The organism is Rhodococcus sp. 14-1411-2a, from assembly GCF_002259485.1.
In the GTDB taxonomy this organism is placed as follows: domain Bacteria; phylum Actinomycetota; class Actinomycetes; order Mycobacteriales; family Mycobacteriaceae; genus Rhodococcoides.
Genome location: NZ_NPGA01000015.1, coordinates 138,395 through 151,067, shown reverse-complemented (window position 1 = coordinate 151,067; position 12,673 = coordinate 138,395). Strand labels below are relative to the sequence as shown.

Below are 12,673 nucleotides of genomic sequence, written 5' to 3'. Positions count from 1 at the left end.
GAGCCGCGCCGGATCAGGCGCGGAGGTCGGTGACCAACGATTCCACGACGGCTCGCAGGTCACCGTTGGATTTCGCGGCCACCGCCCGCTGACGCTGGTAGGACGCCCCGAGCCGCGGAATGTCGGCCACCGCGGCCAACTCGTCGACGCAGTTCAACCGGACGGCCGTCGGCGTCAGCTTCTCGAGCAGGTCGTTCAGGTCGTCGGTGACCAAACGTTCGTTGCTGTCGGAGTCGAGGATGATCTCGGCATCGAGGCCGTACCGGGCAGCCCGCCACTTGTTCTCCTGCACGTGCCACGGCGGTATCGACGGCAGGGTCTCCCCCGCTTCGAGACGTTCGTCGAGATGGACGATGAGGCAGTGCGTCAACGCGACGAGAGCCGCGAGCTCCCGCTTGGTCGACGCCCCGTCGCACACCCGAACCTCGATGGTTCCCCACTTGGGGGCGGGCCGGATGTCCCAGTGCATGCCGCCGAGTTGCTCGATGACGCCGGTCTTGAGCTGATCACGAACGAATCCCTCGAACTGCGGCCAGTTCTCGAACTGGAACGGCAGCCCGGCCGTCGGCAGCTGCTGGAACATCAACGCACGATTGCTGGCGTAGCCGGTGTCGTTGCCCGCCCAGATCGGTGAGGACGCCGACAGTGCCAGCAGGTGCGGGTACTGCAGCAGCAGTGAGTTGAGAATGGGAAAGACCTTGTCGGGAGACGACACTCCCACGTGCACGTGCACACCCCAGATCAGCATCTGCCGACCCCACCACTGCGTCCGAGCGATCAACTCGTCGTAACTCGGGGAACTGGTGAGCTGCTGGGTGGACCACTCCGCGAACGGATGGGTCCCCGCCGAGAACAGATCGATCCCCAGCGGATCCGCTGCGCGCTCGACGAGCGAGAGAGACTCACCGAGGTCTGCCATCGCCTCCCCGACGTTCTCGCACACTCCGGTGACGAGTTCGACGGTGTTGCGGAGCAGTTCCTTCGTCACCCGCGGGGTGTCCCCGGCCAGGTCGCGGACACCGTCCATGACCGCCTCGGCGGAGTTGACCAGGTCTCGCGTGTTCTTGTCGACCAGCGCGATCTCCCACTCGACGCCGAGCGTCGGGCGCGGTGAACTCGCGAAGTCGATCCGGGGAGCGCTCAAACTACTGCAGTACCGCGCACGCCGCCCGCGAGCCGGCATCGCCGGTCATCAGAGTCGTCATGTCCGGCACGGCGGCACCGTCGGGCAGGGTGTACCGCGGCGGGATGTTGGCGAAGTTGTCGGCACCGTCGTGCACGATCACCGAGGTTCCGGCACCGTCGGCACGCAGATCGTCGAGTGTGATCGCGTCGGTGGTGGTGACGAGCATTCCGGTGCCGTCCTCGCCGACCTGGATGGACGTCAGGTCACCGCTGGCCGGGTGCTCGGTGCGGCCGTCGACCTGCAGGTGACCGCCCGCGGACAGGAATGCGCCGGGCTCCCCGCCTGTCGGTGCCACGGAGTTCGGCTCGCAAGCGGCGACGGTGTGAACGTGGAAGCCGTGGAAGCCCGGGGTCATGCCCTCGACCTCGGCGGTGACGGTGAGCTTGTCGCCCTCGGACATGAACGACACCGTGCCGACCTCGGCACCGGAGGCGTCGCGCAGTGCGGCCTCGATGATGTCGCCGGAGCTCGACTCGGCCGGGCTGTCGCCGGCGACGGCTTCTGCCGACGGATCGGCCTCTCCGGTCCACACCGGCGGGACGGTGCCGGGGACGTCGGACGGGACCTCGCCGTTGCTACAGGCGGAGAGCCCGAGAGCTGCGATCGCGAGGACCGGGGCCACGTAACGCAACGATCGGGTCGCGGCAGTGCGTCGCTTGAACATGTCCATCGGAAATCGCTCCTCTTTCAGGCAGTTTCGCCGGGCTCGGAAATGATAACGTGCCGACCGATTCGGCCGAATCGGGCACGGAAGTCGACGCTGTGGAACTGGCCGCTGCAGGACTACTGGGTCACGATGACGACGACGCCTGCAGTGGATTCGAGCGAGGTCGGCTTGGGTTCGGCCGGGACGCCGAGCTGCGTGGCGATGGTCTGCGCGGCCTGTTCCTCACCTGCCGTCGTGCCGTAGTACACCGCGGTCTGCGCGAACTGGTCTTCACTGAAGTTGCCCGTCTCGGCGACGTTCCAACCCTCGGCGGTCAACGTGCTGGCGGTACCGGCGGCCAGGCCGGAGACGTTGGAGTTGTTGAGTACCCGCACTTCGACGTCGGCGGGTGCGCCCGAGGTGGTGGTGGGTGCCGCGGCACCGGTCGACGCGTCGGCGGCCGGGGCCTGTGCTGCAGGAGCCTGTGCGGTCGGTGCGACCGCGGCCGGTGCGCTCGTCGTCTCGGCGGCGGGCTCGGCGGCCGCATCGTCGGAATCGGAACCCGTCAGAGACAACGCCCCGATCGCTGCGAACAGGATCGCGAGCGAAATCAACACCATGGCCAGGGCGCGGAGTGGTGGCCCGGTCTGTTCCGGGTTCGGGCTGCTCACCTGATCGACCCTAGCCGACCGTCGACGGCGACTCGGCACACGGAACGCAAGACCTGCTCAGACGTCGAAACCCAGCCGACGTGCCGCACGAGCCTTCTGCCTGCTCGCACGCAACCGGCGCAGGCGCTTGACCAACATCGGATCCGCGGCGAGCGCCTCGGGACGATCGACCAACGCATTCAGGATCTGGTAGTAGCGGGTCGCCGACATGGAGAAGAGTTCCTTGATGGCCTCTTCCTTGGCCCCGGCGTACTTCCACCACTGTCGCTCGAAGGACAGGATGTCGTGCTCTCGTCGACTCAGCCCGTCCGCACCGACCTCGTTCGGATCCTGAGAGCCGTCCGAACTTCCCGGTTGCTGAGACTGGTTCGAGTCACGCGCTGCTGCGCCGTCCATCCCACTCCTCGACTTCTCGACTTCCCAGGGTCGGCAGGATCACCCACCCGGAGAAATCTGCTTCCCCCAGCACTGCCGGCACCCGTAGGAGCGCCGACCGAATTACACAGTTGTACTTCGGGGATCATTCAACCATGTTCGACGCCGGGGACACGGCTCCTGCGGGCTGCCCGCGCGTGGCGTGTTCCACCTACTCGACCACATGCGCGACGCACACCACTGGGTCATTCCGCAGGCTCCACTCCTCACCACTGGGTCATTCCGCAGGCTCCACTCCTCACCACTGGGTCATTCCGCAGGCTCCACTCCCGGTATCCTTGTCGACCATGGCAATTCTTCCCATCCGGATCGTCGGCGATCCGGTGCTGCACACCGCAACCGCTCCCGTCACCGAGTCACCCGCCGAGCTCGCCGAGCTGATCGCCGACATGTACGAGACGTTGGCCGCCGCGAACGGCGTCGGACTCGCCGCGAATCAGGTCGGCGTCGGCAAGCGTCTTTTCATCTACGACTGCCCCGATCAAGGCGAGGACGGCAAGGTCTTCCGACGCCGCGGCGAGGTCGTCAATCCGGTCCTCGAGACCTCCGAGATTCCGGAGACGATGCCCGATCCGGACGACGACGACGAGGGCTGCCTGTCCGTCCCCGGCGAGCAGCACCCCACCGGGCGCGCCGAATGGGCCCGGGTGACCGGTACCGATGCCAAGGGTGATCCCGTCGACATCGAGGGTCACGGCTTCTTCGCTCGGATGCTCCAGCACGAGGTGGGTCATCTCGACGGCTTTCTGTACACGGACGTGCTCATCGGTCGACATGCGCGGGCCGCGAAGAAGGCGATCAAACGCGCCGGGTGGGGCGTGCCCGGTCTGAGCTGGACGCCCGGCACGGTGGACGACCCGTTCGGGCACGACGACGAGGACGACGACTGACCGTCCCGGTGGGTACCCGGGTGATGCTTCGCTATCGGTTGCCACCCGGCCACACCCACCCGATGACGGACGTGATCGGCGAACTGGTGGCCATGGACGCAGGCTCGGTCTCGGTGCGCGGCCGGGACGGCGCGCTGGTGCAGGTCGCCGCCGAACGAGTCGTAGCGTTGAAACCTCTGGGGCCCAAGCCGATTCGAACGTCGGAGATCCGCTCGCTCGAGGCCGCTGCCGCCGACGGTTGGCCGGGCGTCGAGCGGGAATGGATCGACGGTTGGCAACTGCGGTTCGGTCACGGGTTCACCGGCCGCGCCAACTCGGCGGCACCGCTCGAGCCCGGAGCCACGACGACGGCCGAGACTCTCGCGCAGATCGTCGATCGATACGCCGCTCGCGGACTGCAGCCGACGCTCTCGCTCCCCGACCGTCTCGGCAGCGCGCCGGCCGGGTGGCGGACCTACAACGAGAGCGCCGTCATGGCTGCGGAGATCTCGAAACTCGTTCTGCGCGAAGGCGATTTGGCCATCGGCGTCACCGCGCAGCCGACAGCCGAGTGGCTGAATTCTCTGCGCTACCAGGGCAGCGAGGCTCCCGCGGGCGCAGCGGAGGTGGTCACCGCAGTCCGGGGCGGCACCCTCGGTTTCGGCATGATCGGCGCCCACTCGTCGTCGGCGGCCGCCGTCGGTCGCGCGGCCGTCACCACCGCCCCGGACGGTCGATGCTGGGTGGGACTCACCTCTCTCTGGGTCTCCCCCGAGCATCGCCGCAACGGCCTCGGCACACTGATGTGCGGAGAACTGGTGCGCTGGGGACGCAGCCACGGAGCGACACACGCGTACCTGCAGGTGGCCGTCGACAACACCGAAGCCGTTGCCCTGTACCGAGACCTCGGCTTCGAGGACCACCATCAGTATCGCTATGCCCGGCCTGTCGGAGGCGTTCGATAAGGTTCGTTCCCGTGCGCTTGGCTACTTGGAATGTGAACTCCGTCCGCTCTCGTCAGGATCGAATCGTCGATTGGCTGCAGCGATCCGATGTCGATGTGCTGGCGATGCAGGAAACCAAGTGCAAGGACGCACAGTTTCCGTATCAGCGCTTCACCGACATCGGGTACGAGGTCGCCCACGTCGGGCTGAGCCAGTGGAACGGCGTCGCGATCGCATCGCGCATCGGCCTGGACGATGTGCAGGTCGGGTTCGAGGATCAGCCCGGCTTCAGCAAGGATCCCGAGATCGATCCCGCTCAGGAGGCCCGTGCTATCGGTGCCACGTGCGCCGGGGTGCGCGTCTGGAGCCTGTATGTGCCCAACGGCCGGGAACTCGCCGATCCGCACTACACCTACAAGCTCGAGTGGCTTGCTGCACTGAAGGCCGACGCGCAGGCCTGGGTGGCGGCGGATCCGCAGGCGCAGATCGCGCTCGTAGGCGACTGGAACATCGCGCCCACCGACGACGACGTCTGGGATCCCGCGCTCTTCGAGGGCAAGACCCACACCTCCCGAGCCGAGCGTGACGCCTTCAGCGCGTTCGGCGACGCCGGCTTCACCGAGGTGACGCGGCAGTTCACCCCCGAGCCCAGGACGTACACCTACTGGGACTACACGCAGTTGCGGTTCCCCAAGAAGCAGGGCCTACGCATCGACATGGCGTTGACCTCCCCTGCCCTGGCGGCACGAGTAACCGGCGCGTCTATCGACCGCGAGGAACGCAAGGGCAAGGGAGCCAGCGATCACGCTCCGGTGATCGTGGAGATCGGCTGAGCAGAGTCCGCCGACCTGTCCGCCACGGCCCTGGCGGCGAGAATCGCCCCGACGGCGATCAGCACTCCGTGCGCAATTCGCACGGCAGGCGGGGTGTAGAACTGCGGAAGGAAGAGCACGAACCCGGCAGCGAGCACTGCGGCGTAGCGGTTGCGTAGAGCGAATGCCACCAGCCCGACGGCGATCAGCACCAGTCCGAGCCCGAACATGACGGACTGTACGAGCGAGTACCTGATCGGGTCGGCCAGATCGATCAGGCCGGGGTTCGCGTTCTGTACGGCATCGACACCCAGCACATGCAGCGCGAAGGTTTCCGCGCCGTAGTACGGCAGCACCAACCCGACACCGATCCACGTGGTCACGACCGCGAGCTCCGACCGCCCACCGGTGTAGAGCACGGTCAGCCCGAGCGCGATGAAGCCGAGCATGGCGAAGGTGTGCGAGAGCACCCAGCTCGAGGATGCGAAGGCGTCGGCTCCCGCCGTGCCCACCTCGTCCGAGTAGGGACGCAGTGTGGGATACGCGGCGAACATGATGCCGACGAACAGATACAGGGATACACGCATCGGGGAATGCCAACCTTTCGAGAGCGGCGCTCTCTATAGGAAGCAGTATTCACCCAAGGGGCACGCAAGGCAAGAGCAGTGCTCTCTATTCGGCGATCAGATCCAGAAATTCTTCGTGCTGCGCCAGATATCGCCGCACGTAGGTGCAGATCGGAACGATGCGCCACTGCCGATCACGCGCGGTGTTCAGGGACGCTCGTACCAGCACGCCCGCCCATCCGCGGTCGCCGTACTCTTCCTTGACGACGGTGTGCATGAGCGCGACGACCGGGCCGACGCCGCCGTCGTCGCCCTCACCGAAGCGATAACCGAGAATGCCGACGAGTTCGTCGTCGACGAAGAGGTCGAACCTATTGTGATCGACGTCGTCCTCGATGCGAACGACGGGCCGGTCGACCGGAGCAGGCCCGGTGACCCGCCGTGGAAGTATGTGACTCATGTCACTTATGAGACCAGTGTTGTCCATGTGACGCGAGGCGAGTGCACCGATCGTCGCCGAGTCGTGCCCTTACTGTGACCAGCCTTGATGTGACCGGGCGATGCGTGCAGGAACCCGAGGTCAGAGAGCGACGAGCATGTCGTTGTATTCAGGATTGGCCGCAGCGAAGCGCTGAACGTAGGTGCAGACCGGCTTGACCTTCCAGCCGTAGGACCGCGCACTGTCGAGTGCGCGGCGCACCAGAATGCCGGCCAGACCCTGGTGACCGAAATCCTCGGTGACGACGGTGTGCATGAAGGACACGACGTGAGTACGCGTCGCACGCGTGCCGTTTCCCTCGACCTCGTAGAAGCCGACGATCCCGACCAGATCACCGTTCAATCGAAGCTCGAATCGGTTCTGGTCTTTGTTGATCGAGACATCAGCGCTAGGAGAACTTGCCAGCATGGGACGCCTCCTTCGCTGTGTGTGGAGTGATGAACGAGTGAAACCGATGTGACGTGCACCACTATTAAACATGCGCACGGTAGCTCTGTCACCTTTTCTACCAACAAACCTTCGGATGCGTAGGTTTGTCCGTCGAACCCGACACGAATGCTGGTACGGATCATAAGTGGCCCTGTTCGACGTTGTGATACAACAACATTCAAGACCTGCCCAAGTTTTCGCCACGGACTCGGCAATCCGATTACGCGGGCGCGACCCCCGTCTCCCCTCGCGCCGGTACTGTCTTCTCTCGTGAAGTTCCTACCGCTCACGCCCAACGGCGAGACTCCAGTCCGCGCGCTGACCATCGCCGGAACCGACTCCGGTGGCGGTGCCGGAATCCAGGCGGACAGCCGAACGATGGCACTGCTCGGCGTGCACGCCTGTGTCGCGGTCGCTGCGGTCACGGTCCAGAACACCGTCGGCGTGACGGGCTTCCACGAGATTCCGCCGGACGTCGTCGCCGCGCAGGTTCGCTCCGTCGTCTCCGACATCGGCGTCGGCGCAGCGAAGACCGGAATGCTGGCCTCCACCGCGATCATCGACGCGGTCACGGCAGTCTGCACCGAAGTCGGTATCGGCCGCGATCAGCCGGTTCCGTTGGTCGTCGATCCGGTGTGCGCGTCGATGCACGGCGATCCTCTGCTGCACGCCGAGGCCCTCGACGCCATCCGCCACACCCTGTTTCCCATCGCCTCGCTGGTGACCCCCAACCTCGACGAGGTGCGGCTCATCACCGGCATCGACGTGGTCGACGACTCCAGCGCGCACCGCGCCGCCGAGGCCCTGCACGGGTTGGGCGCGCAGTGGGCCCTGGTCAAGGGCGGTCACCTGCGGACGTCGACCCACAGCACCGACCTGCTGTTCGACGGCGACACCTTCCTCGAATTCACCAGCGAACGCATCGACACCGGCAACGATCACGGCGGCGGCGACACCCTCGCCGCATCGATCGCATCGGCGCTGGCGCACGGATACTCCATGCCCGACGCGGTGGCGTTCGGCAAGGAGTGGGTCACCCGCTGTTTGGCCGCGTCCTACGATCTGGGCGCGGGCCACGGACCGGTGTCACCACTGTGGCGACTGCACGAGTCGGAGGATGCGTAGGTCGTCGGGTGCGCCCTTGATCTTCGGAGCGAAGAAGCTGCGTCGATAGGGCTTGGAGACCACGCGCAAGGCGTCGAGCACCTCCGGCGGTACCCCCTCCAGGGCCGCCGCGGAGATCATGATGTTGCCGTTGCCGCCCGTCTGCATGACCCGGGCGGCGACGGTGACGTCGACGCCCAGCCAGTCCGATCCCACCTGCCGCGGGCTGCCGGTGTGGATGCCGACGCGCATCGTCGGGGTGTAGCCGTCGACGTCGACGCCCTTCAGGGCCTCGCGGGCCGCGAAGACCGCGTCGACTGCTTTGCCCGCATCTGCGAACACCGCCATGATGCCGTCGCCCAGTCTCTTGACGACGTGGCCACCGCGGAATGCGACCTCGGGTTCGACGGCTTTGGAGACCTTGCGCAGCAGTGTCAGGGTGGCGGTGTCGCCGGCCCGCAGCGACCACGACGAGAACCCGACGAGGTCGGTGAACACGATGGTGACGTCGTGCTCGCCGCGGCCTCGGCCGGCTCGTTCGAGGACCGCCTGCCACACCTGCAATGCTCCGAGGCCCACTTCGCGGGACGCACCGGGTTCGTCGTCGAGGCCGTTCGCAGCCAGAAACCTGTCGGCGACGCGAGCGACGGCCATGGCTCTGCCCGGACCGTCGATCGACAGTGGATCGCCGAACGTGGGGTCACCGGGTAGTGCGCGGCGCACACGCCGAACCGCCCCGACCACCGCGGGCGCTCGATTGGTGGTGCGGACCCACTCCACGACCGAGGAGACGACTGCGTTCACAGCATCGAGCGTAACCCACGGTTACACATACTTACCCTCATCCTTCGGCGCGAGCGGCCTCGCGTGCAGCACCCACCGGAACCCCGTTGGGCCCCTCCACCGACTGCGCGTAGACGCCGATTCCATAGGCCACCGCCGCGCCGTTCTTCGCCAATGCTGCGCGGTCGACGTTCGCCAGGGTGTCCTGATCGGTGTGGTAGTTCTCGTCGAAGGTCTGATCCGCGGTGCCGCCCCACTTCTCGGCCTGCTCGGCGGTCTTGTTCTCGTCCGCTCCGCTGAACACACCACCGGCCGGGATGCCGACCTCGATGAACGGGCCGTAGTCCGAGCGACCGTCGAAATCGGTGCCGTCGACGGCTACGCCCTCGGTCGCCAGTCGCTCGACGAAGGTGCGCTCGATGGCGTCGGATCCGGCCGGTCCGGCGGGCTCACCCACCTGGTCGGAGTCGTCTCCGTCGTAGGCGAGGTAACCGGCATTGTTCGAGCCGATCATGTCGAAGTTCAAGTACAGCCCGATGTTTCGCTTGTCCTCGTCGGACAGGCCCTCGACGTACTCGGTGGAACCGACGAGTCCGTTCTCCTCGGCACCCCAGAACGCGAAGCGCACCGCATTGGTCACCTCGGGGGCGCTACCCATCTGCAGTGCGGTCTCGAGCACTGCCGCGGTACCGGTTCCGTTGTCGTTGATGCCTGGACCCTCGGGGACGCTGTCCAGATGTGCACCGGTGACCACCACGTTCTCGGTCGAACCGGTGGTGGTCTGCGCAATGATGTTGCGGCTGGTGGTCGTTTCGGTCTCGGTGACGAGGGTCAGCGTCACCTCAGGTGCGGCCAGAACGGCCGCCGCGTCCTCCTGGCTGACGCCGCCGGTCGGAATCCGAGCGGTGTCGGTGTCGCCGAGTGTGCCCGAATCGAGCGGTCCCGGTTCGTTGTTGACGATGATCGCGGCGGCCGCTCCCAGTTCCGCTGCAACAGTTTGCTTCACACCGAACGGGCACACTCCGCGCGGCACGACCGCAACGGCTCCGGCCAGGTCGAGGCCGGTGTAGTCGGTCGCCTCGCAGCCGTCTGCACCGGCGGGAGCGCCGACGACGCGTGCGGTGATCCCCTCGGCGGTGGTGGTCGGCGAGTAACTGAGCGCGAACACCGGGATCTCGGTACCCGCCACCGACAGGGTCTGGGTCTGCGCCTCGAAGGTGTCGAAATCGAATTCCGGAGTGGTTACTTCGAACCCGGCCGATTCGAGTTGCGAGACAACATAATCGACACTCGCGTCGTACCCGGCGGTGCCGGCCGCGCGGTTTCCGTCGTTCTCGGCGGCAATGGCTTCCAGTTGTTCGAGGTGCCCCACCAACGCCTCCTCGGTGACCGCTTCCGCCAGGCCAGGCCCGTCGGGTGTAGCGAAAACTCTGGCCGGTTCCTCGTCCGAGGTGGACGAGCAACCGGCCAGAATCAAGACAGTGACAGCGCTACTTGCAAGCAAGGAAATCCGCATAGCGGACACCCTACCGGCGAGCGGCGTCAGGCGTCCCGACGATTGACGACGAACACCGCTGCTCCGAAGATCACCGCGGTGAAGGCGACGAAGTAGATCAGGCCGCCGATCGGACCCCAGTGGAAATCGACGCCGCCGCCGGATCCGAGGAAGTGATTGGCGTTGAGGAAGGGCAGGAACGGCTGGATCTTCTCGCCGACCGTCGGAATCACCCCGACGAGGTTCTCGATGAGCAGTGGCCACAGCAGCAGGATGGCAATTGCTCCGGCGGACTGCCGCATGAGAGCGCCGACGCCGATGGCCAGAACCACCTGGACGAACGCCAGGATGGCGGTGCCGTACAGGATGCGCCAGGTTCCATCGATGTCGAAGCCCAGCAGCGCACCTGCCTGCTCACCGGCGAGCGCCTTGGCGAGGTAGAGCCCGATGACGGCGAGCACGAACGACAGGATCGCACCGTAGACACCGACCAGCAGGGCCTTGGCCGCCAGCACCGATCCTCGGTTGGTCACGGCCTGGAACGTGGTGCGGATGAGTCCGAAACGGTACTCGCTGGTCACGGTCAACGCGGCCAGGATCATCAGCACCATCGAACCGAACGTTCCGACGCCGAGTCCTACGACGTCGGCTGCCGTCGTGGGCGGAATGCCCTCGGGCGCATCGGTGTCGGTGGCCAACTGTGCAGCCCACCCCAGTATTGCCGCGAACCCGAGACCGAGCACCACGATGATCGCGCTGCACCACCACGGCGACTTGGTCGAGGTGAACTTGATTCTTTCTGCTGCCAAGACGCCCATCAGAGTGCACCGCCCATTGCTTGCTGATTGTTGGGGTTTTCGGCTCCCGCGCCGTGATATTGCACTGTGTCTCCGGTGAGTTTCATGAATGCTTCCTCGAGCGAGCCGCGCTGAGAGGCCAACTCGTGCAATGTGATTCCAGCTCGACCGGCGATGTCGCCGATCGCGTCTGTCGTGGAGTTCAGCACCACCAACGAGGGCTGAAGTTCGTCTGTCTTGTCCGGCTCACGCACGGTGAGACCGGCGGTGGTCAGGGCCTGGCGGAGTCCGTCGAGCTGCGGGCTACGCACGCGTACCGATGCTTCGGAAGCGTGGTCGATGAATTCCTGCACCGTCGAATCGGAGATCAACTTGCCGCGTCCGATGACGATGAGGTGCTCTGCGGTCTGCGCCATCTCCGAGAGCAGGTGGCTCGAGACCAGCACCGTGCGGCCCTCGGCTGCCAAGCGCTGCATGAACTTTCGGATCCAGACGATGCCCTCGGGATCGAGTCCGTTGACCGGCTCGTCGAACAGCAGCACCTTGGGGTCACCGAGCAATGCGCCCGCGAGTCCGAGCCGCTGCGACATACCGAGCGAGAAGCCGCCTGCATTCTTCTTCGCGACCTCGGACAGGCCCACCAGCCGCAGCACCTCGTCGACGCGGGACTTCGGAATGCCGTTGGAGGCGGCCATCCACTCGAGATGCGCACGCGCCGAGCGATTGGGGTGCACCCACTTGGCGTCGAGCAGAGCGCCGACGGTACGCAGTGGCTGCTTCAGGTGGCTGTAGCTCTTGCCCTCGATGGTCGCCGTTCCCGAGGTGGGGCGGTCGAGACCGAGAATCATCCGCATAGTGGTCGATTTGCCTGCGCCGTTGGGACCGAGGAATCCGGTCACGATGCCGGGCTTGATGGTGAAGGTGAGGTTGTCGACCGCCGTCACCGCGCCGTACTGCTTGGTCAGTCCTGTCACTTCGATCATGGGACAACTGTCCCCGATCGACGACGTCCGCACATCGACCCACAGTCGTCAGTTGCATCATCCTTTCGGATGACCCAACCCTGAGACAGTCGGTCACTTCGGCGGTACGCGGTCACATGGGCGTGCGGCCGCAGACAATGCAGCGGTCACCTGGGCGGCACGCGGCCACCTGGGCCAGGCTGCAAAAGCGCGCGCGTTTGCCAGACGCGCGCGGAATCGCCCCAGTATCCGCCACTATTCCGCACGCGTTTCACGAACGCGCGCGCGTTTGCCGGAGGTGAGGAGGCAGCAGCGTCGGCGGCACGCAGCCATATGAGTGTCGGCGGCGTCGGCGACCTGGGGCAGGCCGCAAAAGCGCGCGCGTTTGCCAGACGCGCGCGGAATCGCCCCAGTACCCGCCACTATTCCGCACGCGTTTCACGAACGCGCGCGCGTTTGCCGGATTCGCAGCACC

At 66.0% G+C, this 12,673-nt stretch carries 15 protein-coding genes; 4 read left to right on the top strand and 11 right to left on the bottom strand.

What is annotated here, in order from left to right; translation table 11 throughout:
- Positions 1 to 13 precede the first annotated feature (13 nt).
- The 4 genes from CH291_RS14310 to CH291_RS14295 form a co-directional block, all read right to left on the bottom strand.
- Entirely contained in the window at positions 14 to 1,183 is a 1,170-nt protein-coding gene (locus CH291_RS14310; RefSeq protein WP_094640995.1) for a glutamate--cysteine ligase, read from the bottom strand.
- The gene (gene sodC, locus CH291_RS14305) at positions 1,146 to 1,856 is read right to left on the bottom strand and encodes a superoxide dismutase[Cu-Zn] (protein WP_068048094.1); all 711 of its coding nucleotides are present in this window, start codon (positions 1,854 to 1,856) and stop codon (positions 1,146 to 1,148) included. The genes CH291_RS14310 and sodC overlap by 38 nt, the downstream gene beginning before the upstream one ends.
- 113 nt (positions 1,857 to 1,969) lie before the next feature.
- Positions 1,970 to 2,503 carry a LytR C-terminal domain-containing protein gene (locus CH291_RS14300; RefSeq protein ID WP_256980849.1) on the bottom strand — a complete coding sequence of 178 codons (534 nt, stop codon included), beginning with the start codon at positions 2,501 to 2,503 and terminating at the stop codon, positions 1,970 to 1,972.
- Between the two features lie 57 nt (positions 2,504 to 2,560).
- Positions 2,561 to 2,899 carry a DUF3263 domain-containing protein gene (locus CH291_RS14295; RefSeq protein ID WP_032393769.1) on the bottom strand — a complete coding sequence of 113 codons (339 nt, stop codon included), beginning with the start codon at positions 2,897 to 2,899 and terminating at the stop codon, positions 2,561 to 2,563.
- A 326-nt stretch (positions 2,900 to 3,225) separates the two neighbouring features.
- On the opposite strand from CH291_RS14295, the gene CH291_RS14290 reads away from it, so the two are divergent.
- The 3 genes from CH291_RS14290 to CH291_RS14280 are packed head-to-tail and all read left to right on the top strand — an operon-like array spanning position 3,226 to position 5,584.
- Positions 3,226 to 3,828, top strand: coding sequence for a peptide deformylase (locus tag CH291_RS14290; RefSeq protein ID WP_094640994.1), 603 nt, complete (start codon positions 3,226 to 3,228; stop codon positions 3,826 to 3,828).
- Positions 3,825 to 4,772, top strand: coding sequence for an N-acetylglutamate synthase, CG3035 family (locus CH291_RS14285; protein ID WP_441347265.1), 948 nt, complete (start codon positions 3,825 to 3,827; stop codon positions 4,770 to 4,772). The genes CH291_RS14290 and CH291_RS14285 overlap by 4 nt, the downstream gene beginning before the upstream one ends.
- 11 nt (positions 4,773 to 4,783) lie before the next feature.
- Positions 4,784 to 5,584, top strand: coding sequence for an exodeoxyribonuclease III (locus CH291_RS14280; protein WP_094640992.1), 801 nt, complete (start codon positions 4,784 to 4,786; stop codon positions 5,582 to 5,584).
- Here CH291_RS14280 and CH291_RS14275 read toward each other — a convergent pair.
- The 3 genes from CH291_RS14275 to CH291_RS14265 all read right to left on the bottom strand — a co-directional run bounded on the left by CH291_RS14275 (position 5,554) and on the right by CH291_RS14265 (position 7,036).
- Positions 5,554 to 6,150, bottom strand: coding sequence for a hypothetical protein (locus CH291_RS14275; protein ID WP_094640991.1), 597 nt, complete (start codon positions 6,148 to 6,150; stop codon positions 5,554 to 5,556). The two genes, CH291_RS14280 and CH291_RS14275, sit on opposite strands and share 31 nt — an antisense overlap.
- 85 nt (positions 6,151 to 6,235) lie before the next feature.
- Complete coding sequence (locus CH291_RS14270) at positions 6,236 to 6,589, bottom strand: GNAT family N-acetyltransferase (protein ID WP_094641420.1); 354 nt, start codon at positions 6,587 to 6,589, stop codon at positions 6,236 to 6,238.
- A gap of 120 nt (positions 6,590 to 6,709) precedes the next feature.
- Positions 6,710 to 7,036 carry a GNAT family N-acetyltransferase gene (locus tag CH291_RS14265; RefSeq protein ID WP_068048077.1) on the bottom strand — a complete coding sequence of 109 codons (327 nt, stop codon included), beginning with the start codon at positions 7,034 to 7,036 and terminating at the stop codon, positions 6,710 to 6,712.
- Between the two features lie 291 nt (positions 7,037 to 7,327).
- On the opposite strand from CH291_RS14265, the gene thiD reads away from it, so the two are divergent.
- Positions 7,328 to 8,182 (top strand): bifunctional hydroxymethylpyrimidine kinase/phosphomethylpyrimidine kinase, encoded by an 855-nt coding sequence (gene thiD / locus CH291_RS14260; protein WP_068048074.1) that lies wholly within the window; start codon positions 7,328 to 7,330, stop codon positions 8,180 to 8,182.
- Here thiD and CH291_RS14255 read toward each other — a convergent pair.
- From CH291_RS14255 to CH291_RS14240, 4 genes are read right to left on the bottom strand one after another with little or no spacing between them, the layout of a single operon-like run.
- Positions 8,144 to 8,965, bottom strand: a complete 822-nt coding sequence (locus tag CH291_RS14255) for an adenylate/guanylate cyclase domain-containing protein (protein WP_094687864.1) — start codon at positions 8,963 to 8,965, stop codon at positions 8,144 to 8,146. The two genes, thiD and CH291_RS14255, sit on opposite strands and share 39 nt — an antisense overlap.
- Before the next feature lie 37 nt (positions 8,966 to 9,002).
- Entirely contained in the window at positions 9,003 to 10,460 is a 1,458-nt protein-coding gene (locus CH291_RS14250; RefSeq protein WP_094687863.1) for a M28 family peptidase, read from the bottom strand.
- A gap of 26 nt (positions 10,461 to 10,486) precedes the next feature.
- A complete protein-coding gene (locus CH291_RS14245; RefSeq protein WP_068048066.1) occupies positions 10,487 to 11,257 on the bottom strand; it encodes an ABC transporter permease in 771 nt (256 codons plus the stop codon).
- Positions 11,257 to 12,219, bottom strand: coding sequence for an ABC transporter ATP-binding protein (locus CH291_RS14240; protein ID WP_094640986.1), 963 nt, complete (start codon positions 12,217 to 12,219; stop codon positions 11,257 to 11,259). Before CH291_RS14240 ends, CH291_RS14245 begins: the two co-directional genes overlap by 1 nt.
- Positions 12,220 to 12,673 lie beyond the last annotated feature (454 nt).

Bases quoted from the DNA above. Each gene is read 5' to 3' on its own strand.
- CH291_RS14245 (WP_068048066.1), bottom strand. From the start codon at position 11,257: ATGGGCGTCTTGGCAGCAGAAAGAATCAAGTTCACCTCGACCAAGTCG.
- CH291_RS14290 (WP_094640994.1), top strand. From the start codon at position 3,226: ATGGCAATTCTTCCCATCCGGATCGTCGGCGATCCGGTGCTGCACACC.
- sodC (WP_068048094.1), bottom strand. From the start codon at position 1,856: ATGGACATGTTCAAGCGACGCACTGCCGCGACCCGATCGTTGCGTTAC.
- CH291_RS14265 (WP_068048077.1), bottom strand. From the start codon at position 7,036: ATGCTGGCAAGTTCTCCTAGCGCTGATGTCTCGATCAACAAAGACCAG.
- CH291_RS14310 (WP_094640995.1), bottom strand. From the start codon at position 1,183: ATGCCGGCTCGCGGGCGGCGTGCGCGGTACTGCAGTAGTTTGAGCGCT.
- CH291_RS14275 (WP_094640991.1), bottom strand. From the start codon at position 6,150: ATGCGTGTATCCCTGTATCTGTTCGTCGGCATCATGTTCGCCGCGTAT.
- CH291_RS14250 (WP_094687863.1), bottom strand. From the start codon at position 10,460: ATGCGGATTTCCTTGCTTGCAAGTAGCGCTGTCACTGTCTTGATTCTG.
- CH291_RS14295 (WP_032393769.1), bottom strand. From the start codon at position 2,899: ATGGACGGCGCAGCAGCGCGTGACTCGAACCAGTCTCAGCAACCGGGA.
- CH291_RS14270 (WP_094641420.1), bottom strand. From the start codon at position 6,589: ATGAGTCACATACTTCCACGGCGGGTCACCGGGCCTGCTCCGGTCGAC.
- CH291_RS14240 (WP_094640986.1), bottom strand. From the start codon at position 12,219: ATGATCGAAGTGACAGGACTGACCAAGCAGTACGGCGCGGTGACGGCG.